The following is a 22,555-nucleotide window of genomic DNA, read 5'->3' as shown; positions in this document are numbered from 1 at the left end:
GCGGTGCATCGACGCCGCCCGGCCGCTTGACCTCAAGCCCGGCTTCGTGCCGGGCTTTTTTGTTGCCGGGGATCAGACTTCGTGGAGGACGTGGGCTGCCTTTACGGCCGCGGATGCGCGGTTCTCGACGCCGAGCTTCACGTAGATCTGTTCGAGATGCTTGGTGACGGTGCGTGAACTCAGCCCCAGGATTTCGCCGATATCGCGGTTTGCCTTGCCCTTGGCGATCCACAGCAGCACTTCGGATTCGCGCTGGGTCAGCGAAAAATGCTGGCGCAGGATCTCGTCGTCGGACAGCCGGTTCTCCGCGGTCAGGCGGAAAAGATACTCGTCCGCACCGATCGCACCGAGAAAGGAGAGTTGCAGGCTCGCCTGGCCCGCCTGCCGGATGGTGAACGTGGTGTCGCGCGCCATGCCCGGCCGCTCGCGGGTCTTCATCCAGGTGCGGATATGCGCCGATACCGCGTCGAGGCCTTCATCGCTGCCGGTTGCGGCATTGACGAGGCGTGTCGCCTGCGGCGTCGACCAGCGGATTTTGCCCTCGCCACTCACGGCCAGCAGGTGCCGGCCCGCCGCGTCCAATGCCACGCGGGCGCTCTGGGCGGAGCGGGCATTGGTGAGATGCACGCGGATGCGGGCACGCAGCTCATCGATGTTGATCGGTTTGGTGAGGTAGTCGACGCCGCCGGCCTCGAGCGCCCGCACGACATGTTCTGTCTCGGTCAGCCCGGTCATGAAGACGACGGGCACGGGGCTTGCCGCCGGGTTGGCCTTCAGGCGCTGGCAGGTCTCGAACCCGTCCATGCCGGGCATGACGGCGTCGAGCAGGATCATGTCCGGCGTGATGCGGTCGACAATGTTCAGCGCCGAGGCGCCGGAGGTGGCGATCAGCACGGAAAAGCCGGATTGCTCCAGCGCTTCGGTCAGAAAGCCAAGCGCTTCGGGGGAGTCGTCGACAATGAGGACGATATCGCGCGGAGTGGCCGTTTCAGTCACGGGCAGCGTCCTCTTGTGGGTCCATGGTCTTCAGGAAGGCATCGTAACCGGAAAGGTCGAAAGCCTGCACATAGGCGCGCACCGCATCGGTGAACGGCTGGTGTTCGGGCGTGCGGGCGATCTCGGCAAGCTTCGCCTCGATACCGCGCACATAACCGATTTCGCCAAGCCGTATCAATTCCTGCACATGGCTCTCCGCCGGAATGATGATGGCTGCCTTTTCGGGTTCCTTCGCTGCCGTTTGGCCTTGGTAGACCCAATCGAGCCGCATATGCAAAGCAAGCTTGTCGGCAAGCTGGCGGATGTCGAAGGGTTTTGCCAGCGTGTCGTTGTGGCCGTTCTGGGCGGAAGCGGAGCCGTCTCCGATATTGGCCGAGAGCATGATGATCGGGCTGGATTGCCCGAGAATGCGCAGCCGTTCCACCAGTTCCCAGCCGCTCATGCCGGGCATGGAAATGTCGATCAAGAACAGGTCGGGCTTCACACCCTCGATGAGGGAGAGGCAATCCGCGGCGCTTCGAGCCGTCAGAACGATGAAGTCGAGCGGACGCAGCACCTCCTCCATCAGATTGCGGTGGTCTGCATTGTCGTCCACGACGAGGATGGTCCGCCGCGGTCCGCTGTAACCCTTGATATGCAATATCTTCGGCGCGGTCGGGCGGTCAACCGCCGAGAGCATGAGGCGCACCTTGAACTCCGTGCCCCTGTCGCGTTCACTCTTCACCGAAATTTCGCCGCCGAGGGTCTGGGTGAGCAGCCGGGTGATGGTCAGGCCAAGACCGAGGCCCGGCATGCGGCCATGTTCGGCATCGCCGCGCTGGAAGGGTTCGAAAATGCGCGGCAGGTCCTTTTCGAGGATGCCCCGCCCGCTGTCGGCGACGGTGAAGGTCGCGACCTGGCTGCGATAGAGGACATCGAGCGAGATGCGGCCGCTATCGGTGAACTTCATCGCATTGGAGATGAGGTTGACGAGGATCTGGCGCAAGCGTTTCTCGTCGGTGCGCACATATTGCGGTAGACTGGCGGAGCGGCTGTGCTCGAAGGCCACGCCTTTCGCCTGGGCCTGCGGACGGAACATCTCGATGATCTGGTCGAGGAATTCGTGGATGTTGATCTCGTTCGAATAGACCTGCAGCTTGCCGGCCTCGATCTTCGAAATATCCAGCAGGCCGTCGATCAGCCCGGAGAGGTGGTCGGCGCTGCGCTTGATGACGCGGATCGCGCCCTGACGCTGCGGCGGGATGCTCTCGTCGCGCTCCAGCACCTGCGCGTAGCCAAGCACGGCATTGAGTGGGGTGCGCAGCTCGTGGCTAAGGCCGACGACGTAGCGGCTCTTGGCGCGGTTGGCGGCCTCGGCCGTTTCCTTTGCCTGCTGGAGGGCCGCGTCGGTCTTCTTGTGCGCGGCGATTTCCTTGAGGAGCAGTGTGGTCTGGCGCGAGGATTCTTCCTCGGCGACGACCCGGCTGTCATGTGCCAGCACATAAAACCAGCAGACGATGCCGGCCACCACGGCAAAGACGAAAAACACGATGGCGATGGTGCGTTCCACCACGGTGGCCGTCTCCGGCGAGCCGGTGCCGACCTGATGGGCGATCATCGCAAGGATGATGCCCATGCTGGTGATGGAAAGCGCCGTGGCAATGCCGTAGCGGCCGAGGCGCGTGCCGAGCGCCGCCGTTACCGGTGCCGGCAGGATGGTTTTTGCGACAGCTGCCACCTGTGCGTTGAAGCGGGCCTTCGGCTTGCAGAGGTCGTGGCAGCGGCTGTCGAGCGAACAGCAGAGTGAGCAGATCGGCGCGGCATAGGCCGGGCACCACGCCATATCTTCCGGCTCAAAGGGGTGTTCGCAAATCGAACAGGTGATGGACTGCTGCTGTGCCCAGCTCTTCCGGGGTTTTCGCGCCAGATAATATTTGCCGCCGGTCGCCCAGGCGATGGCGGGAGAGGCGATGAAGGCGACGACGGCGGCGATGTAGGGCGCCAGCGAGGCGGGGATTTCGCCGAAGGTGCCGAAATGGGCGGTGAGCGCGATGATCGCCGAGAGCGTCATGGCGCCGAGGCCGACCGGGTTGATGTCATAGAGATGGGCGCGCTTGAACTCGATACCCGGCGGCGACAGGCCGAGCGGCTTGTTGAGGAAGAGATCGGCCGAGATCGTGCAGAGCCAGGCCATGGCGACGATCGAGAAGACGCCCAGCGTTTCCTCCAGCAGCCGGTAGATGCCGAGCTCCATCAGCAGCAGCGCGATCGCCACGTTGAAGACGAGCCAGATGACACGGCCGGGATGGCTGTGGGTCAGGCGCGAGAAGAAGTTCGACCAGGCGAGTGAACCCGCATAGGCGTTCATCACATTGATCTTGAGCTGCGAGACCACCACGAAGGCGACCATCAGCAACAGGGCGGCCATATCCCACGGCAGCATGTAGCCGAAGGCGGTGTAATACATTTGCGCCGGATCGGCAGCCCGGGTGGAGGGCACGCCGGCCGATAGCGCCAGCACCACGAGGAACGACCCGGCAATCAGTTTTGGCGCGCCAACGATGACCCAGCCGGAGCCGGCAAGGAACACGGCGATGCGATGATGCAGCTTGCGCTGCCCGTCCGGCGGCAGGAAGCGCAGGAAATCGACCTGCTCACCAATCTGCGCCATCAGCGCGAAAATGACGGCGGAGGCCGCGCCGAACTCGAGCAGGTTGAAGGGCGCATAGGTGCCGGGTGGGCCGGAGGCGTGGTGCAGGCCGGAATAGGCAAGCCATTCGCCGACCTTTTCCCAGTCCGCGAAGGCGATGAAGACGAAAGGCAGGATGTTGAGCACGATCCAGAACGGCTGGGTGATGAGCTGGAAGCGCGAAATGAGCTGCACGCCGTGCGTGACGAGGGGGATCACCACGACGGACGAGATGATGTAGCCGATCCACAATGGGATGCCGAGCGCCAGCTCCAGCGCGCCGGACATGATGGAGGCTTCGATGGCGAAGAGGATGAAGGTGAAGCTCGCATAAATCAGCGAGGTCAGCGTCGAGCCGATATAGCCGAAGCTCGCGCCGCGGGTCAAAAGGTCGATGTCGACGCCGTGGCGGATGGCGTAGCGGCTGATCGGCAGGCCGACCAGCAGGATCATCAGGCTGGCGACAATGATCGCGACGATGGCATTCGTCGTGCCATAGGACATGGTGATCGCGCCGCCGATCGCCTCGAGCGCGAGGAAGGAGATGGCGCCGATGGCGGTCTGCGAGATGCGGTCGGATGAAAAGCGCCGCGCGCTCTTGGCCGTGAAACGCAGCGCATAGTCTTCCAGCGTCTGGTTGGCGACCCAGCGATTGTATTCGCGGCGGATCGGTATGATGCGCTGGCGTGCGGCCATTTTTTGCTGCTGTTCCCCTGTGACGTTTCAAGGCCTGTCCATCCGGCCCTTTGGGTGTGCGTTGTGGCGTGCCCTAAACCCACCCTCTCCGTCATCCTCGGGCTTGACCCGAGGATCCATGCCGCAGGTGACGGAGGACAGGGCGGTTATTCAACACAATGGCCCTTCGTAACACAGATGCTGTGCCCCCGAAATTGGTGCGTCGCGGCAAATGCTTCCCGCTTACCCCCGGCACCTACGTAGAATGACGTATGTGCAGCGCAGCATCGCTGTCCGATAGTTTGTTAAGCAACGGTAAAAAAGCTTCCGCCCCGTTGCGGTCAAAAAAAGAACTAGAGGGGTTCCGACATGTCCATCAAGGCGCGCGCCACCGGCGCATTGCTTGCAGCCATTCTCTCGACAACCGCCTTCCACGGCGCTTTCGCAGCCGACGACACGATCAAGGTCGGCATCCTGCATTCGCTTTCCGGCACTATGGCCATCTCCGAGACGACGCTCAAGGATGCCATGCTGATGCTCATCGATGAGCAGAACAAGAAGGGCGGTCTTCTCGGCAAGAAGCTCGAAGCCGTCGTCGTTGACCCGGCCTCCGACTGGCCGCTCTTTGCTGAAAAGGCACGCGAACTGGTATCGGTCAATAAGGTCTCGGCCGTGTTCGGCTGCTGGACCTCCGTGTCGCGCAAATCCGTGCTGCCGGTCTTCGAAGAGCTGAATTCCATCCTCTTCTACCCCGTCCAGTACGAGGGCGAAGAAAGCCAGCGCAACGTGTTCTATACCGGGGCTGCGCCGAACCAGCAGGCAATCCCGGCCGTCGATTATCTCGCCGAGAACGAAGGCGTCGAGCGCTGGGTTCTCGCCGGCACCGACTATGTCTATCCGCGCACGACCAACAAGATTCTCGAAGCCTATCTGATCTCCAAGGGCGTGAAGCCCGAGGACATCATGATCAACTACACGCCGTTCGGCCATTCCGACTGGCAGACGATCGTCTCCGACATCAAGAAGTTCGGCTCGGCCGGCAAGAAGACCGCCGTCGTCTCGACCATCAACGGCGACGCCAACGTTCCCTTCTACAAGGAACTCGGCAACCAGGGCGTCAAGGCCGAAGACATTCCGGTTGTCGCCTTCTCGGTCGGCGAAGAGGAACTGGCCGGTCTCGATACGACGCCGCTCGTCGGCCACCTGGCTGCCTGGAACTACTTCCAGTCCGTCGACAACCCGTCGAATGCCGAGTTCATCAAGACGTGGAAGGCCTTCACCAAGAACGAAAAACGCGTCACCAACGACCCGATGGAAGCGCACTACATCGGCTTCAACATGTGGCTGAAGGCCGTAGAAAAGGCCGGCACGACGGATACGGACGCCGTGCTCGACGCGATGATCGGCGTCTCCGTGCCGAATCTCTCGGGCGGCCTCTCCACCATGATGCCGAACCACCACATCACCAAGCCCGTGCTGATCGGCGAAATCCAGGCCGACGGCCAGTTCGAGACCGTCTGGGAAACCCCCGGCCTCGTGGTCGGCGACGAATGGTCGGACTTCTTGCCCGACTCGAAGGATCTGATCGCCGATTGGCGTGCGCCGATGTCGTGCGGCAATTTCAACGTCGCCACCGGCAAGTGCGGCGGCAAGGGGTCCTGATCCTGAAGCGAGGGCGGGTGTTGTGGCGAACGCCCCCTCATCCGCCTGCCGGCACCTTCTCCCCGCAGGGGAGAAGGGGAAGATCGCAAACGCCTTCTACTCCCTTCTCCCCCGCGGGGAGAAGGTGGCCCGAAGGGCCGGATGAGGGGGCTTTGCTGACAAACCATCGTCCCGGCGTATTGCGTCGGGACCAAATCCTTTCTCCGTTATCGCTCCGAGGACATGAGATGCCCACGCGCCTCATCCATCGTTTCCTGCAATGCCTGCTCATCGCCTTCTGCGTGGTGGTGACGGTGCTCGCGACGGACCTGCGCGCGGCGGACGACCTGCGCACCATGGTCAACGCGCTCGGCGGCGGCAGTTTCCAGGAAAACCAGAAACAGGTCGAGGCGCTCGCCAAGACGGGTGATCCGAAGATCGTTCCGGCGCTTGAGGCATTGTCCGAAGGGGATCTCTACCAGCGCAAATCCGACGGCATGGTCTTCATCGTCAAGCCGGCCGGTTCCAACTTCAAACTCGTCGACGCCCTGACGGGAGATGCGGCCGGCGAGGAAGCCAAGGCGGCGCTCGAAAAGGTCAAGGTCAACAACGGGCTGCGCCGCGTGATCCGCGCCGCACTCGGCGGCCTGACGCTGATGAGCCCTGATGCAGGCGTTCGCCTCCAGGCAGCGCAGACAATCCTGCGCACGCCATCCGCCGATTCTCTCGAAGGCCTCGATGCGGCGCTTGCCGGTGAAACGGACAGCGCGGTCAAGGCCGTGCTCGAAAAAGCCCGCGCAGCTTCCGTCCTCGTGTCCGACCGGCCTGTGGAGGAGAAGAAGGCCGCCATCGCCACCGTCGTCCAGACCGGCGGGCGGGATTCGCTGTCGCTGCTTTCCGGCGCTCTCTCTTCTGCCGATGAAAGCCTGCGGCCGGATATCGAGACCGGCATCCAGCAGATCGAGGACCAGCTTGCGCTCTGGGCCGCCGGCCAGAATATCTGGTACGGCCTGTCGCTCGGCTCGGTGCTGCTGCTCGCGGCAATCGGGCTTGCCATCACCTTCGGCGTGATGGGCATCATCAACATGGCACATGGCGAGATGGTCATGCTCGGCGCCTACACCACCTTCGTGGTGCAGGAGATCATCCGCAATTCCTATCCCGACGCCTTCGCCTGGTCGCTGGCGATCGCGCTGCCGCTTGCCTTCCTCGTCACTGGCGCAGTCGGTCTCGTCATGGAGCGCGGCATCATCCGCTTCCTCTATGGCCGGCCGCTCGAAACCTTGCTCGCCACCTGGGGCGTTTCGCTGATCCTGCAGCAGGCCGTGCGCTCGATCTTCGGCCCGACGAACCAGGAGGTCGGTAACCCGTCCTGGATGTCCGGCGCCTTCGAACTTGGCGGCCTCACCGTCACCTGGAACCGGCTCTGGATCATCGTCTTCTCGCTCGCCGTCTTCGCCTTCCTGCTCTTCCTCCTGAAGAAGACGCCGATGGGCCTGCAGATGCGTGCTGTCACGCAGAACCGCCGCATGGCCTCTTCGATGGGTATCCGGACGCCCTGGGTCGACGCGCTGACCTTTGCGCTCGGCTCCGGCATTGCGGGCATTGCCGGCGTGGCGCTGAGCCAAATCGACAACGTCTCGCCGAACCTTGGCCAGGGCTACATCATCGACAGCTTCATGGTCGTGGTCTTCGGCGGTGTCGGCAATCTCTGGGGCACGCTGGTCGGCGCCTTCACGCTTGGCATCCTCAACAAGTTCCTCGAGCCCTATGCCGGTGCCGTGCTCGGCAAGATCCTTGTGCTCGTGCTCATCATCCTCTTCATCCAGAAGCGGCCGCGCGGGCTCTTCGCACTCAAGGGACGGGCGGTGGAAGCATGATCACGTCGTTTCTCGCCAAGGCGCTCGGGCGCAACATCGTCATCGCCGTCGCGATTCTGCTGGTGCTCGCTGCTCTCGTTCCGGCGCTCAACCTGCTGACGACATCGGACCATCCGCTGCACGTGCCGACCTATATCGTCTCGCTGTTCGGCAAGTACCTGACCTATGCGCTGCTGGCGCTGGCGCTCGATCTCGTCTGGGGCTTCTGCGGCATTCTCTCGCTCGGCCACGCCGCGTTCTTCGCGCTCGGTGGTTATGCCATGGGCATGTACCTGATGCGCCAGATCGGCGCGCGCGGCTCCTACGGCAACCCGCTATTGCCGGACTTCATGGTCTTCCTCAACTGGAAGGAATTGCCCTGGTTCTGGTACGGCTTCGACATGTTCTGGTTCGCCGCCCTGATGGCGGTCGTCGTGCCCGGCCTGCTCGCCTTCGTCTTTGGTTGGTTCGCCTTCCGCTCGCGCGTCAACGGCGTCTATCTGTCGATCATCACCCAGGCCATGACCTTTGCCCTGCTGCTTGCCTTCTTCCGCAACGACATGGGCTTCGGCGGCAACAACGGCCTCACCGATTTCAAGGATATTCTGGGCTTCAATATCCAGGCAAACGGCACCCGTTCCGCGCTCTTTGCGGCCTCGGCCATAGCGCTCGCCCTTTCGCTGATCATCACCTCGGGCATCGTGCGCTCTAAATACGGCAAGATCCTCGTCGGGGTGCGCGATGCCGAAAGCCGCACGCGCTTTCTCGGCTACCGCGTCGAACACATGAAGCTCTTCGCCTTCGTTGTTTCCGCCATGATGGCAGGCATTGCCGGCGCGCTCTATGTGCCGCAGGTCGGCATCATCAATCCGGGTGAATTCGATCCGGCCAACTCGATCGAAGTCGTCATCTGGGCGGCGGTCGGCGGGCGCGGCACACTGATCGGGCCGATCGTCGGCGCCATCCTCGTCAATGGCGGAAAGAGCATCTTTACTGCGGCTTTCCCGGAATTCTGGCTCTTCGCGCTTGGCGGCCTCTTCGTACTCGTCACACTCTTCCTGCCCAAGGGCATTGTTGGCACGGCACGGCAGTTCGTCGAGCGGCGCAAGGAATACCGCAAGGCGCGGGAGGCCGAAGACGCGCGCACCTTTGCGGCTGCGGCAGAACCCCAGGCGGCGGAGTGACCGGCATGAACACCCTCGTTGGTAATACCAAACCCAACAGCATCCTCTATCTCGACGGCGTCTCCGTCTCCTTCGATGGCTTCAAGGCCCTGAATTCGCTGTCCTTCGTCATCGAGCCCGGCGAACTGCGCGCCATCATCGGCCCGAACGGTGCCGGCAAGACGACGATGATGGATATCATCACCGGCAAGACGCGGCCGGACTCGGGCGAAGTGTTCTTCAAGGGCTCGATCGATCTTACGCAGAAGGACGAGGCGGAGATTGCCCAGCTTGGCATCGGTCGCAAATTCCAGAAACCCACGGTCTTCGAAAGCCACACGGTGTGGGACAATCTGGAACTGGCGCTCAACCGCAAGCGTGGTGTCTTTTCCACGCTGTTCTATCGTCTGACGGCCGAGGACAGGGCGCGTATCGAGGAGATTCTCTCGACCGTGCGCCTGACCAACCGCAAGGACGATTTTGCGGCCAATCTCAGCCACGGGCAGAAACAATGGCTGGAGATCGGCATGCTGCTCGCGCAGGAGCCGGAACTCCTGCTGGTCGACGAACCCGTTGCCGGCATGACGGACGCGGAGACTGCGGAAACAGCGGTCCTGCTGAAGGAGATCGCAAAAACCCGCTCCGTCGTCGTCGTCGAACACGACATGGGCTTCATCCGCGATCTCGGCGTGAAGGTGACGTGCCTCGCGGAGGGCTCTGTTCTGGCGGAAGGCTCGATCGACTTCGTCAGCGCCGACCAGAAGGTCATCGAGAATTATCTGGGGAGATGAGGCCATGCTGACCGTCGAAAAAGCCAATCTCCATTACGGTGCCGCACAGGCGCTGCGCGGCATTTCGCTGAACGCGGAGATGGGCAAGATCACCTGCGTGCTCGGCCGCAATGGCGTCGGCAAGTCGAGCCTGCTACGCGCGATTAGCGGCCAACATCCGCTCTCTTCCGGTAGCGTCGTTTTCAACGACGTGAAGCTCGACGGCCTGGCGCCCTATAACCGCGCCAGGCAGGGCATCGGCTATGTGCCGCAGGGCCGTGAGATCTTTCCGTTGCTGACGGTGAAGGAGAATCTCGAATCCGGTTATGCGCCGGTGAAGCGTTCGGACCGCTTCATTCCGAACGAAATCTTCAGCCTCTTTCCGGTGCTGCAAACCATGCTCGGCCGGCGGGGCGGCGACCTTTCCGGCGGGCAGCAGCAACAATTGGCGATCGGCCGGGCGCTGGTCACGCGGCCGAAAATCCTCGTGCTCGACGAGCCGACCGAAGGTATCCAGCCGTCGATCATCAAGGATATCGGCCGGGCGATCAAATACCTGCGGGATTCGACGGGCATGGCAATTCTGCTTGTAGAACAATATCTTGATTTTTGCCGGGAGCTTGCCGATCACGTTTATATCATGGACCGGGGAGAAATTGTTCACGAGGGTGCGGCCGAAACGCTTGACACACCGGAAGCGCGCCGGCATTTGACAGTATAACGGCGGCAACCCTGATGTCATGCGTCACCCGGTCCGAAATGTCGGCCACAACGCCAGCCGTAACACACCAGCTATTACAAGGCGTCTTGATGGATACACTTCGTCTGCGTGGCCGCGTGCGGCCTGAAGGTTCTGTCCGCGTAACCGCGATGGGACTTCTTCTCTTTCTCGGCCTGGCGGGGCCAGGTTTTGCCGCAGGATGTGGCCAGGCCCTGAAACCCGGTCCGATGGAGTTCACCGTGAAGACCGGCGGGATCGAGCGCCCGGCGCTGGCCCATATTCCGGCCGCTTATGACGGCAAGACCAAACTTGCGGTCGTCTTCGATTTCCACGGCAGCAATTCCGGCCCGGCCGGCCAGTTTCGCCGCAGCGGCTGGGATGCCGTTGCCGAGCACGAGGGTTTCGTCTCCATCGCGCTGCAAGGCAGTCTCGGCGGCCAGTACGAGGGCACGCATGCCTGGAACGTGCCGGGTGTGACGCACGGCGGCACGCACGACGACGAACGCTACATCACGGACGCGATCAAGACGGTCAAGTCCACGTTCTGCGTCGATCCCACCCGGATCTACGCGTCCGGATATTCGGGCGGCGGGCGCATGTTGTCGCAATATATCTGCAACGGGCATCCGGAGTTCGCTGCCGCCGGCTTCGTCATGGGGCTGCGCGCCGGCTATCCGGTGGAACGCGACGGTGTCTGGCAGCCGGATGTCGCAAGCTGCAAACCCGGCAATCCGATTTCCATCATCGCCTTTTCCGGCATGAAGGATGTCACCAACCCGTTTGCCGGCGGAGGCAAGCCCTATTGGCAATATGGCGGCGAGACGGCGCTGCAACGCTGGGCGGAGCTCGACAAGTGCGAGGGCAAGGGCAATGTCATCGTCGATGCGATGATGACGGCGCTTTCGTTCAACACCTGTGCCGGCGGCGCGCGCATCAATTCCTATCTGCTCAAGGAGAACACGCATGCCTGGCCGGCCCGCAGCGTGCTGTTTCGTACCTTCGACGCGAACGGCAAGGTGACTTCGGAGCGGGACGCGACGGGGCGCATGTGGGAGTTCTTCAAGAACACGCGCTCGCCGGAAGAAACGCCGCTGACGGCCGGTGACGCAACAAAGCGCTCCGGCTGAGCGGTTTCAAGGAGAGGGGACGCGTGACCGCAGCACAACAGAAGGCGCAAAGGGCCCGAGGAACCGGCCGGCTTGCGACGAAACCGTTCGGCGGCCGGACCCGGCTCCACACCTTCTATCAGGAAGGCTGCGCCAAGATCCGCCTGCCGCGCAGTTTCGACGGCACGATGGAGGCCGTTCTCATCAACACGGCCGGTGGCCTGACGGGCGGCGATCATATCGACTGGACCTTCGATGTCGCCAGCGGCACGCACCTGACCGCGACCACCCAGGCCTGTGAGCGTGCCTACAAGGCAAGCGCCTTCACCGCGACGGTCGAGACCCGAATTACTGTTGGTGCCGGGGCGCGGGCGGACTGGCTGCCGCAGGAAACCATTCTTTTCGACCGCTCCTCACTGAGCCGCAGGCTGGAGGTGGACCTCGCCCATGACGCGACCTTCCTCGCCGTCGAGGCCATCCTGCTCGGCCGCAAGGCCATGGGCGAAAGGATGGAGACGGGGCTGTTTCGCGACCGCTGGCGCATCCGCCGCGCTGGCAAGCTGATTCATGCCGAGGAAGCGTGCTTCACCGGCGATGTCGCTGGCTTAACGGAGGAACGGGCGGTGCTTGCCGGTGGGCGCGCCTTCGCGACGGTGCTGTTCTGTGGAGGCAATGCCGAGGCGCATCTGGAGCCGTTGCGCCGGCTGCTGGAGGCGGCCGAGGGCTGGGTCAGCCATTGGCAGGACAAGCTCGTTGCCCGCGTCGTTGCGGCCGACGGGTTCGCGCTCAGAAAAAAACTCATCCCGGTCATTTCGCACTTGCGTAATGGCGCGAGCGTGCCGAAAGTCTGGACACTGTAAGAACAAAGCGATGGATCGCCGATGAACCTCACTCCCCGCGAAAAAGACAAGTTGCTGGTCGCCATGGCGGCGATCGTGGCGCGCAAGCGGCTGGAGCGCGGCGTGAAACTCAACCATCCCGAAGCCATCGCGCTCATCACCGACTTTGTGGTGGAAGGCGCGCGCGACGGCCGGTCCGTTGCCGATCTGATGGAGGCGGGTGCGCATGTCATCAGTCGCGACCAGGTCATGGAGGGCATCCCCGAAATGATCCACGACATCCAGGTGGAAGCGACGTTTCCCGATGGCACGAAACTCGTGACCGTGCACGAACCGATAAGGTAGGACCATGCTCGACCTTCGACCCAACTGCGAATGTTGCGATCGCGATCTGCCGCCGGACAGCCGGGAGGCGATGATCTGCACCTTCGAATGTACGTTCTGCGCCGATTGCGTGACCACGGTTCTTGGCGGCACCTGCCCGAACTGCGGCGGCGACTTCGCGCGCCGGCCGGTGCGGCCTGCCGTCCTGCTTGCGAAATATCCGCCATCCACCAAGCGGGTCCTGAAAGCCGAAGGCTGCGGGCCGGCGGAAGCTGCGTGAGGAAGACATGATCCCGGGTGAAATCATCACGGCCACCGGCGACCTCGAACTGAATGCCGGCCTGCCGGTCACCACGCTCGACGTTTCCAACACCGGCGACCGGCCGATCCAGGTCGGCAGCCACTATCATTTCTATGAGACGAATTCCGGGCTTTCCTTCGACCGCGAGGCGACGCGGGGCCTGCGGCTCGATATCCCGGCCGGCACGGCCGTACGCTTCGAGCCGGGACAGACGCGGACGGTGCGTCTCGTTCCCTTCGCCGGCAAGCGGGAGGTCTATGGTTTCCGCCAGAGTGTGATGGGGAAACTCTGACATGGTTTTTCCCCTCCGTGTTCTGCTCGCCTTCGCCGCGGTTTTCATGTCCGCCTCTTTCGCCTCGGCGCAGGATGGCGAGCCGGAGGTCGATTGCGACAATGCCATGGCGCAAATCGAGATGAACATCTGCGCCGGTCGCGACTACCAGGCGGCCGACACGGAACTCAACGCCGTCTACAAGAAGGCGATGGCGGCGGCCCGTGAAATGGATGTGCAGGCCAAGGAGATGGGCGAGCACTATGTCGGCGCCGTCGATGCGCTGAAGCGCGCCCAGCGATCGTGGATCGGCTATCGCGACGGCCAGTGCGAGCTGGCGGGGTTCGAGGCGCGCGGCGGTTCGATGGAGCCGATGCTGGTTTCCGGTTGCCTCGCCGATCTCACGCGCAAGCGCACGGCCGAACTGAAGACCGTCTACGAGCAGGAAAACTGAGGGGTTGCCGGTGTCGCGCAGGATCGTCATCGTCGGCAATGGCGACATCCCGGAGGGGCTGGCCGGAGTGATCGATTCCGCCAATATGGTGATCCGCTTCAACCTCTGCCGTTCGGCGGGGCGCGGCGGTTTCAAGACGGATGTGATCGCGGCCTGCAACACCGGCCGGCCAGCGCTGGATATGCTGGCCGGCGGGCGCTGGAAGGCGAGCGAGACCGTGCGGCAGGCGCAGGAAATCTGGTGCGTGCGCACCTCGGAGGTGTTTGCCGCAATGCGTGGCGTCCTTGCGCAAAGCCATCCGGACCTCGACGATTTCTGCGATGACTACACGATCGGTTTTGAAACCTTCGCGGAGGCCACCGGCCGGAAATTGGGAAGAATTCCGGCCTCCGTTCACCATGCGGTCGATGCCGCGCTCAAGGCCTATGACCCGACGCCCTATGTGGTGCCGAGTTCCGGGCTCATCGCCATCGCCCATGTCCTCGAAAACGTTGCCGAACAGGGTGACCGCATTTCCATCGCCGGCTTCGGCCACCAGGGTTGGCAATGGCATCCCTTCGCCGCGGAGCGGCGCTGGGTCAATGCGCTGATCGCCGCCGGCCATCTCGATCGTCTCGACAGCTAGAACAACACCTGCCTCCCGGGGAACCGCATCATGTCATACAGAATGTCCCGCGCCGCCTATGCCAGCATGTTCGGCCCGACCACCGGAGACAAGGTGCGTCTTGCCGATACGGAACTCTTCGCGGAGGTGGAGAAGGATTTCACCACCTATGGCGACGAGGTGAAGTTCGGTGGCGGCAAGGTCATCCGCGACGGCATGGGACAGAGCCAGGCGACGCGTGCCGAAGGTGCCGTCGATACCGTCATCACCAATGCGCTGATCATCGACCATAGCGGGATCTTCAAGGCGGATGTCGGCCTGAAGAACGGGCGTATCGCTGCGCTCGGCAAGGCCGGAAACCCGGATACGCAGCCGGGCGTCACCATCATCGTCGGCCCCTCGACGGAGGTGATCGCGGGGGAAGGCAAGATCCTCACGGCCGGCGGCATGGATGCGCATATCCATTACATCTGCCCGCAGCAGATCGAGGAGGCGCTGGTCAGCGGCATCACCACGATGCTCGGCGGCGGTTCCGGCCCGGCGCATGGCACGCTGGCGACGACCTGCACGGGCGCCTGGCATATCGAGCGCATGATCGAGAGTTTCGATGCCTTCCCGATGAACCTGGCGCTCGCCGGCAAGGGCAATGCCTCGCTGCCTGCGCCGATCGTCGAGATGGTGAAGGCCGGCGCCTCGTCGCTGAAACTGCACGAGGATTGGGGCACGACGCCGGCGGCGATCGATTGCTGCCTTTCCGTTGCCGACGAATACGATGTGCAGGTGATGATCCATACGGATACGCTCAACGAAAGCGGCTTCGTAGAGGACACGATAGACGCCATCAAAGGCCGCACGATCCATGCCTTCCACACGGAAGGGGCAGGCGGCGGACATGCGCCGGATATCATCAAGGTCTGTGGCCACTCGAACGTCATTCCATCGTCGACGAATCCGACGCGCCCCTACACGGTCAATACGATCGCCGAGCATCTCGACATGCTGATGGTCTGCCATCACCTGTCCTCCTCGATTCCCGAGGACATCGCCTTTGCCGAAAGCCGCATCCGCAAGGAGACGATCGCGGCGGAGGATATCCTGCACGATATCGGCGCCTTCTCGATCATCTCCTCCGACAGCCAGGCCATGGGACGCGTCGGTGAGGTGGCGATCCGCACCTGGCAGACGGCGGACAAGATGAAGCGCCAGCGCGGCCGGCTTGCCGGCGAGACGGGCGACAACGACAATCTGCGCATCCGCCGCTATATCGCGAAATACACGATCAATCCCGCCATCGCCCAGGGACTGAGTCACGAGATCGGCTCGATCGAAGTGGGCAAGCGGGCGGATCTCGTGCTGTGGAACCCGGCCTTCTTCGGAGTGAAGCCCGATATGGTGCTGCTTGGCGGAACGATCACCATGGCGCCGATGGGCGACCCGAACGCCTCGATCCCGACGCCGCAGCCGGTGCATTATCGTCCGATGTTCGGGGCCTTCGGCAAGATGCGCACCAATTCGTCCGTCACCTTCGTCTCGCAGGCGGCGATCGATCTTGGCCTGCGGGAGCGCCTTGGCGTCGCCAAGCAGCTGCTGCCGGTGCGCAACACACGCGCAATCTCCAAGGCCTCGATGATCCTGAACGACCTGACGCCGCATATCGAGGTGGACCCGGAGACCTACGAGGTGCGGGCCGATGGCGAGCTTCTGACATGCGAGCCTGCAACCGTGCTGCCGATGGCGCAGCGCTATTTTCTCTTCTAAGGGCGCGCGTCAAAACGGGACAGTTAAACTTCTAGCGAACGCATTATCGGAGTCTGAAAGAAAGTGGCGTAGTGTCCCTTTGCTGATGATGGAGAGAATGATGCGAGGCAGGGTGGCCCTATGGATAAGGGCCCAGTGGGAGGTGGGTGTGTTCCAGACGCGAGCCGACATTTCCATGTTCGTGTTGAACACCGTTCTGGTGACGATCACGCTTGCCACGGCGGCCTATCTCATGGGCGCGGCAATCCTCGTGAATTTCAACCTTTCGACCCATTCTTTCCCCGTTGCGCTCAACTTCGGCGCGTCGACGACAGTGCTGATTTCGGCAAGCGTCCTGGCGCTCTTGGCCTGGCTGCTTGGCATGGCGATCCATGAGATTTCGCTGTCGCGCGCCGAATTCGAGCGGTTGAGCCGGCTCGATCCGTTGTCCGGCCTTTTGAACCGCCCGGCTTTCATCGAGGAACTGGCGGGCCGCAGCGTTAACGGTTTCTTCGTGCTGTTCGATATCGATCGTTTCAAGTCCGTCAATGACGGGTATGGCCATGCGGCTGGCGACGAGGTCCTTGTCGCTGTCGCGGAGGAACTGGCGCGGGTCTTTTCGCCACCGCATCTTGTCGGGCGCTTTGGGGGCTCGGCATTCGCCGTGTTCTTCCAGAACGACGACCGTGGCGACTGCGGCCTGCTAGTCGAAGAGGTGCGCCGATCGGTCGCCGCACGGCGTGTCGAGACCGCCCATGGCGTCGTCGCCGTCACATTGTCGGCGGGGATCGCCGACCGGCCCGCGGACCGGATGTTCGAGGCGATGTTCGAGGCGGCGGACCGGGCGCTCTATCTTGCAAAGTCGCTCGGCCGCGACCGGGCGACCCATGAGGATGAGGGTGACGGCCTGCTCGCGCCGAGCCGCCGGGTCGCCAATGGCGGGCGTCGGCGCTAAGTCTTGCCTACGACAAATGACGTAGTCCATCGCTTCGACGGTTTCCTTGGCCAGGCAAACATGCTTTTCTCGGCAGGACTCATCCATCGACACCCGAGGTCGCCTTGCCCTATCGCTCAACGGAAATCCTGCCGCACGGTACCGGCGGAGATCGCACGCCCATCGACGTCGTCGTGCTGACGCACGATCAGCGCCACGTGCGCCGCAAGCTCCTGCACATGCAGCATGACGACGTGGTGATGCTCGACCTGAAGGCGCCGGTGCAGCTTGCCCACGGTGACCTGTTGCTCACCGAGACGGGGGAGGTTGTCGAGGTGATCGCCGCAGAGGAAGAGCTTTACGAAGTGGCGCCGAAAGACCGCCTGCATCTCGTCGAACTCGCCTGGCATCTCGGCAACCGACATCTTACGGCCCAGATCGAGGAGGGGCGCATCCTCATCCTGCGTGACCACGTGATCCGCGACATGCTGGTCGGACTCGGCGCTCTGGTTCGGGATGTTTCCGAACCATTCCATCCGGTGCGGGGCGCCTATCACAGTGCCGGTCACGACCACGGGCATCACAACCATAACCATGGCTGAGACGGCCTCGCCCGAAGCGCTGGTCCGGCTGATGACCTGGCTCTCGCCGGCCTTTCCTGTCGGGGCCTTCTCCTATTCCGGCGGGCTGGAGCAGGCGGTGGCCGATGGCGATGTCCGCGATGCGGGCACTCTTCGAGATTGGCTCGCGAGCCTTTTGGCGCACGGCGCGCTCTGGAACGATGCGGTGCTCTTTGCGGAAGCGCACCGCTCCGTCGAAGATGCTGAGCGGCTTGCCGCCGTTGCGGCCCTTGCGGAAGCCCTCTCGGGCTCGGCGGAGCGCCATCGCGAGACCATGCTGCAGGGCGAGGCTTTTCTTGCCGCCGCGGCAGGTTGGCCGCATGCGGTGCTGGCCACGCTTGGCGAGGCGGCCGCCTATCCGATCGCGGTCGGTGCGGTTTCAGGCGGGCATGGCATTGCCGCCGAGACGGCGCTTGCGGCCTATCTCCATGCGGTCGCCTCCAATCTTGTCTCCGTTGCGATCCGCTGCAGCGTCATCGGCCAGCGCGACGGCGTGGCAACACTTGCCGGGCTGGAGGCTCGGATCCTCGCGTTCGCCGCCGCGGCCGCCCGCTCGACGCTCGATGACCTCGGCTCCGCCACCGTGCGAGCCGATATTGCCAGCCTCAAACATGAGACGCTGACCACCAGGCTGTTTCGCTCGTGAGCACGCTGGTTGCGGCGCTCGCGCGGGGAGGGTGGCCGTGATCAGAGACGCCGGAGCGCCTCGGGATCGCCGATGTGGACGAGGCGGCCGCGCACGGTGACGCCATGGTCGCGCAGCATCGAGAAGGCTCGTGAAAGAGCTTCGGGGGCGAGGCCGAGTTTTCCGGCAAGCAGGCTTTTCTGGTAGGGCAGGCGGAAGCTGACGGCCTTGCCATCCTGTGGGCAATGGCCAAGCAGATAGCGGGCGACACGTTGCGGCGCCGTGTGGAGCCGGTCGTTGGCGAGGCAGCCGAAAACCTTGGCAAGCTGGGCGGAGACGGCATCGGTCAGCGCTACCGCCAGATCCGGCCGGCGGTTGGCGATGTCGCGCACGCGCTTCAGGTCGAAACGCGCGATGAGGGCGGGCTCCGCGGCCTGGGCGGTTGCGGCATAGCGTCCGCCATCGAGCACCACGCTGGCGCCGACGAGATCACCCGGGCCATAGAGTTCGACGTCAGCCTCGCGGCCATCCGGATCTAGCTTGTAGAGACGGATGTAGCCGGACAGAACGCAATGCAGCATGTCGGCGGGCTCGCCCTCGCGAAACAGGATCTGCCGCGCGGGCAGGTTGCCGATGATAGCGATCTCCATCATGGCCGCGACGCTTTCGACCCCAAGCATCGACAGCAGTCCGGAATTCAGAAGGGTTTCCCGTTCCCGGGCACCGGGTTTCATCAGCCTGTTCATCGATCTCACTCCATGCTCCCGCAGGCGTCGTTCGGTCTTCGATGACAGGACGATAGTCGAGGGTGGGCAAGCGCGAATTGATTTCGATCAATGAACATGAAAACGGCCGGTTCGTTTCGACGAACCGGCCGTTTTCGATCTGGGGTCGCGGCTGCCTATTCGGCAGCGAGTGTCGAGTGGTGCACGACACTGAGGTGGTTGCGCTCGCCGCCCTTCTTCTTCTCGAGCGTTTCGATGCGCTTTTCGAGGTCGGACACGTCGCGCGCCGTCTGGTCGGCAAGGCGGGTCAGTGCCTCCGGCTCCATCGCCAGCAGTTCATCGTCCTTCTTGCCGACGAAGCGGCCGAAGACCCAGCCGAGCAGGCGCGACAGGTCGTCCATGATGAGGAAGAACGACGGCACGACGACGAGCGACAGAACGGTCGAGACGATGATGCCGCCGATCACCGCGATCGCCATGGGCGAGCGGAACGAGCCGCCTTCGCCGACGCCGAGCGCGGACGGCAGCATGCCGGCCGACATGGCAATCGAGGTCATGACGATCGGTCGCGCGCGCTTGCGGCCCGCCTCGATCATCGCTTCCACGCGGTGCATGCCGTGGTTGACCATCTCGATGGCGAAGTCGACGAGCAGGATCGCATTCTTCGTCACGATGCCCATCAGCATCAGGATGCCGATCAGAACGGGCATGGAAAGCGCGTTCTGCGTCAGGATCAGGCCCGCCGCCACGCCGCCGATGGCGAGCGGCAGCGAGAGCAGGATGGTGAAGGGCTGGATCACGTCCTTGAAGAGCAGGATCAGCACCATCAGCACGAGCAGCAGGCCGAGCAGCATGGCATTGCCGAAGGATTGCTGCATCTCGCCCTGGATTTCCGCATCACCGCTTTCGCTGAATTGCACGGTCGGCGGCATGTCGATGCTGTTGGCGATCTCCTTGAAACGGCCGGTTGCCGTGTCGAGTGCAACGCCCTGCTGGAGGTCGGAACCGATCGAGATGACACGGTTGCGGTTGTGCCGCTTGATCGAGCTCGGCCCTTCCGAATAGTCGATATCCGCGACGGTGGAGAGCGGCACGACCTGGCCGCTCGCCGCCTGGATCTTCAGGTTGCGGATGGCGGCAAGGTCGGTGCGGAAGCCGCGGTCGACCTGCACGCGGATCGGGATCAGCCGGTCATCCAGCGAGACCTTGCTGAGCTGGGCGTCGATATCGCCGATGGTGGCGACGCGCACCACTTCGGCGATCTGCGCCGTGGTGATGCCGAGGCGGGCCATCTGCTCGTCACGCGGGCGGATCTGCAGTTCCGGCCGCGGCAGCGAGCCTTCCGAGCTGACATTGGACAGGACCGGATCGGCACGCAGCTTGGATTCCAGCACGGCGACGGTGTTGTTGAGATCCGCCTCGTTGTTGGAAAGCAGGTTGAACGCCAGGTCGCGCTCGCCACGGTCGTTGAGCTTGATGATGCGCACGTCCGGGATCTGGCGCAGGGTCGCGAAGATTTCCTTCTCGATATCCCACTGCGGCCGCAGACGGCCGTGCGCTTCCATCTTCGGCAGATACTGGCCGATGACCGGAATGCGGCCGATGACATCGTTCACCAGCTTGTAGGTCAGCGAGTGTTCCAGCTTGTCGAGGATGACCGTGATCGAGGCGCGGCGCAGTTCCAGGTCACCCTTCGGCGAGGAGCCGCCGAGCACGAAGACGCTTTCGACGCCGTTGATGTCCTTGACCCGCTCGTAGATCTGCGTGGTCGTGCGATCGGTATCCGCAAGCATGGCATCCGGCGGCAGCTCCACCGAGAGAACGACGCGCGAGGCGTCTTCCGGCGGCAGGAAACTGCCGGGAACGGTGGCAAGCAGCATGACCGAACCGACCAGGAAGGCGAAGGCGGCGATCAGCGTCAGGTAGCGGGCATACCACTTGTTCGTCGTCGTGCTGACGAGCCAGGTATAGGAGCGCATGAAGACGCCTTCCTTCTCCTCGCCATGTCCGTCCCCATCGCCCGAGCGCATGAGATAGGCCGCCATGACCGGCGTGATGAGGCGCGCCACCGCGAGCGAGAAGAACACCGAGACGGCCACCGTCAGGCCGAACTGGATGAAGTACTGGCCAGGAATGCCCGGCATGAACGACACCGGCACGAAGACGGCAATGATGGTGAAGGTCGTGGCGATGACGGCGAGGCCGATTTCGTCGGCGGCCTCGATCGCCGCCTTGTAGGGAGACTTGCCCATGCGGATGTGCCGCGCGATGTTCTCGATTTCTACGATGGCGTCGTCGACGAGGATGCCCGTCGCGAGCGTCAGCGCGAGGAACGAGACCAGGTTCAGCGAGAAGCCGAGCATGTCCATCACGAAGAAGGTCGGGATAACCGACAGCGGCAGGGCGACGGCGGAGATCAGCGTCGCGCGCCAGTTGCGCAGGAAGAGGAGGACCACGGCAACGGCGAGAAGCGCGCCCTCGAGCAGCGTGTGGAGTGCTGCTTCATAGTTGCCGTAGGTGAAATAGACCGCGTCATCGACCAACTGGATCGACACGTCAGGATATTGCTTGCGCACCTTTTCCAGCGATTCGGCGACCGATTCGGCGACGGTCACTTCACTGGCCCCCTTGGAGCGGAAGACGGCGAAGGTCACCACTGGGTTGCCGTTGAAACGTGAGAAGGAGCGCGGCTCCTCATAGGTGTCGGTGACCGTGCCGAGTTCCGAAAGGCGCACGAAGCGGTTGTTCGGCAGCGCGATCATCGTGTTCGTCAGTTTCTCGACGGAGCGGGCGTCGCCGAGGGTACGGATCGCCTGCTCGGCGCCGGCAATCTGGCCGCGGCCGGAACCGGAATCCGCATTCATGCTGCGGATCTGACGGTTCACGTCGGCGGCAGTAATGCCGAAGGAGTCGAGCTTGTCGGCGTTGAGGTCGATGCGCACCTCGCGGTCGGCGCCGCCGAAGCGGTCGATCTTGCCGATGCCGGGCCGGCCCTGCAGCGCGCGCTTGACCTTGTCGTCGACGAACCAGGACAGTTCTTCCAACGTCATGTTCGGCGAGAAGACGGCGAAGGACTGGATTGCCTGGCCTTCCACGTCGATCTTGGTGACGACCGGCTCTTCGATTGACGCCGGCAGGTCGCTGCGGATGCGGTCGATCGCATCCTTGACGTCCTGAAGCGCCTGGTTCGTCGGCTTTTCGATCTCGAAGAGCACGGAAGTGACCGAGCTGCCGTCCGTCACGGTAGAGGTGATGTCGTCCACCCCTTCGATGCCGGCGACGGCGTCCTCGATCTCCTTGGTGACCTGCACTTCCAGTTCCGCCGGGGCGGCGCCGCTCTGTGTCACGCTGATGGCGATGACCGGGACGTCGATGTTCGGGAAGCGCGTGATGGGCAGCGCGTAAAAGGATTGGATGCCGACATACATCAGCAGGAAAAACGCGAGCAGCGGCGCAATCGGATTGCGAATGGACCAAGCTGAAAAGTTCATGTCCCCAAAGTCCTCGATAAGAGACCAGACG

At 63.3% G+C, this 22,555-nt stretch carries 20 protein-coding genes; 16 read left to right on the top strand and 4 right to left on the bottom strand.

What is annotated here, in order from left to right; all coding sequences use genetic code 11:
• Positions 1 to 72 precede the first annotated feature (72 nt).
• Positions 73 to 996: a response regulator gene (locus tag GR138_RS27995; protein ID WP_160862559.1), complete on the bottom strand. Its 924-nt coding sequence runs from the start codon at positions 994 to 996 to the stop codon at positions 73 to 75.
• Positions 989 to 4,360: a hybrid sensor histidine kinase/response regulator gene (locus GR138_RS27990; RefSeq protein ID WP_160862558.1), complete on the bottom strand. Its 3,372-nt coding sequence runs from the start codon at positions 4,358 to 4,360 to the stop codon at positions 989 to 991. The genes GR138_RS27995 and GR138_RS27990 overlap by 8 nt, the downstream gene beginning before the upstream one ends.
• 348 nt (positions 4,361 to 4,708) lie before the next feature.
• Between GR138_RS27990 and urtA the strand changes: the two genes are divergently transcribed.
• The 16 genes from urtA to GR138_RS27910 all read left to right on the top strand — a co-directional run bounded on the left by urtA (position 4,709) and on the right by GR138_RS27910 (position 18,329).
• A complete protein-coding gene (gene urtA, locus GR138_RS27985; RefSeq protein ID WP_160862557.1) occupies positions 4,709 to 6,001 on the top strand; it encodes an urea ABC transporter substrate-binding protein in 1,293 nt (430 codons plus the stop codon).
• Between the two features lie 227 nt (positions 6,002 to 6,228).
• Positions 6,229 to 7,860: an urea ABC transporter permease subunit UrtB gene (urtB, locus tag GR138_RS27980; protein ID WP_160862556.1), complete on the top strand. Its 1,632-nt coding sequence runs from the start codon at positions 6,229 to 6,231 to the stop codon at positions 7,858 to 7,860.
• Positions 7,857 to 9,023, top strand: coding sequence for an urea ABC transporter permease subunit UrtC (gene urtC / locus GR138_RS27975; RefSeq protein ID WP_160862555.1), 1,167 nt, complete (start codon positions 7,857 to 7,859; stop codon positions 9,021 to 9,023). The genes urtB and urtC overlap by 4 nt, the downstream gene beginning before the upstream one ends.
• A gap of 5 nt (positions 9,024 to 9,028) precedes the next feature.
• Entirely contained in the window at positions 9,029 to 9,793 is a 765-nt protein-coding gene (urtD, locus tag GR138_RS27970) for an urea ABC transporter ATP-binding protein UrtD (RefSeq protein ID WP_160862554.1), read from the top strand.
• Between the two features lie 4 nt (positions 9,794 to 9,797).
• Positions 9,798 to 10,493 (top strand): urea ABC transporter ATP-binding subunit UrtE, encoded by a 696-nt coding sequence (urtE, locus tag GR138_RS27965; protein WP_160862553.1) that lies wholly within the window; start codon positions 9,798 to 9,800, stop codon positions 10,491 to 10,493.
• Between the two features lie 89 nt (positions 10,494 to 10,582).
• On the top strand, positions 10,583 to 11,620 hold the full coding sequence (locus GR138_RS27960) for a CE1 family esterase (RefSeq protein WP_160862552.1): 1,038 nt from the start codon (positions 10,583 to 10,585) through the stop codon (positions 11,618 to 11,620).
• Between the two features lie 23 nt (positions 11,621 to 11,643).
• Positions 11,644 to 12,459 (top strand): urease accessory protein UreD, encoded by an 816-nt coding sequence (locus tag GR138_RS27955; protein WP_160862551.1) that lies wholly within the window; start codon positions 11,644 to 11,646, stop codon positions 12,457 to 12,459.
• A gap of 21 nt (positions 12,460 to 12,480) precedes the next feature.
• Positions 12,481 to 12,783, top strand: coding sequence for an urease subunit gamma (locus tag GR138_RS27950; RefSeq protein WP_160862550.1), 303 nt, complete (start codon positions 12,481 to 12,483; stop codon positions 12,781 to 12,783).
• Positions 12,784 to 12,787: 4 nt separating this feature from the next.
• Positions 12,788 to 13,042 carry a DUF1272 domain-containing protein gene (locus GR138_RS27945; protein WP_160862549.1) on the top strand — a complete coding sequence of 85 codons (255 nt, stop codon included), beginning with the start codon at positions 12,788 to 12,790 and terminating at the stop codon, positions 13,040 to 13,042.
• Positions 13,043 to 13,049: 7 nt separating this feature from the next.
• Positions 13,050 to 13,355 (top strand): urease subunit beta, encoded by a 306-nt coding sequence (locus GR138_RS27940; protein WP_160862548.1) that lies wholly within the window; start codon positions 13,050 to 13,052, stop codon positions 13,353 to 13,355.
• A gap of 1 nt (position 13,356) precedes the next feature.
• Positions 13,357 to 13,788 carry a lysozyme inhibitor LprI family protein gene (locus GR138_RS27935; RefSeq protein WP_420853730.1) on the top strand — a complete coding sequence of 144 codons (432 nt, stop codon included), beginning with the start codon at positions 13,357 to 13,359 and terminating at the stop codon, positions 13,786 to 13,788.
• A 4-nt stretch (positions 13,789 to 13,792) separates the two neighbouring features.
• Entirely contained in the window at positions 13,793 to 14,413 is a 621-nt protein-coding gene (locus GR138_RS27930) for a Urease operon accessory protein (RefSeq protein WP_160862547.1), read from the top strand.
• A gap of 30 nt (positions 14,414 to 14,443) precedes the next feature.
• A complete protein-coding gene (gene ureC, locus GR138_RS27925; RefSeq protein WP_160862546.1) occupies positions 14,444 to 16,150 on the top strand; it encodes an urease subunit alpha in 1,707 nt (568 codons plus the stop codon).
• A gap of 148 nt (positions 16,151 to 16,298) precedes the next feature.
• Positions 16,299 to 17,084, top strand: coding sequence for a diguanylate cyclase (locus tag GR138_RS27920; RefSeq protein ID WP_160862545.1), 786 nt, complete (start codon positions 16,299 to 16,301; stop codon positions 17,082 to 17,084).
• Between the two features lie 104 nt (positions 17,085 to 17,188).
• On the top strand, positions 17,189 to 17,665 hold the full coding sequence (gene ureE / locus GR138_RS27915) for an urease accessory protein UreE (protein WP_160862544.1): 477 nt from the start codon (positions 17,189 to 17,191) through the stop codon (positions 17,663 to 17,665).
• Positions 17,658 to 18,329, top strand: a complete 672-nt coding sequence (locus tag GR138_RS27910; RefSeq protein WP_160862543.1) for an urease accessory protein UreF — start codon at positions 17,658 to 17,660, stop codon at positions 18,327 to 18,329. Before ureE ends, GR138_RS27910 begins: the two co-directional genes overlap by 8 nt.
• Before the next feature lie 41 nt (positions 18,330 to 18,370).
• Here GR138_RS27910 and GR138_RS27905 read toward each other — a convergent pair whose 3' ends face one another.
• Entirely contained in the window at positions 18,371 to 19,054 is a 684-nt protein-coding gene (locus GR138_RS27905) for a Crp/Fnr family transcriptional regulator (protein ID WP_160862542.1), read from the bottom strand.
• 155 nt (positions 19,055 to 19,209) lie between these two features.
• Positions 19,210 to 22,524 (bottom strand): efflux RND transporter permease subunit, encoded by a 3,315-nt coding sequence (locus GR138_RS27900; RefSeq protein WP_160862541.1) that lies wholly within the window; start codon positions 22,522 to 22,524, stop codon positions 19,210 to 19,212.
• Positions 22,525 to 22,555: the final 31 nt, after the last annotated feature.

It is taken from the genome of Shinella kummerowiae (assembly GCF_009827055.1).
GTDB classification, from domain to species: domain Bacteria; phylum Pseudomonadota; class Alphaproteobacteria; order Rhizobiales; family Rhizobiaceae; genus Shinella; species Shinella kummerowiae.
The sequence above is the reverse complement of the archived record's forward strand: the minus strand, read 5'-3'. Positions and strand labels throughout refer to the sequence as shown.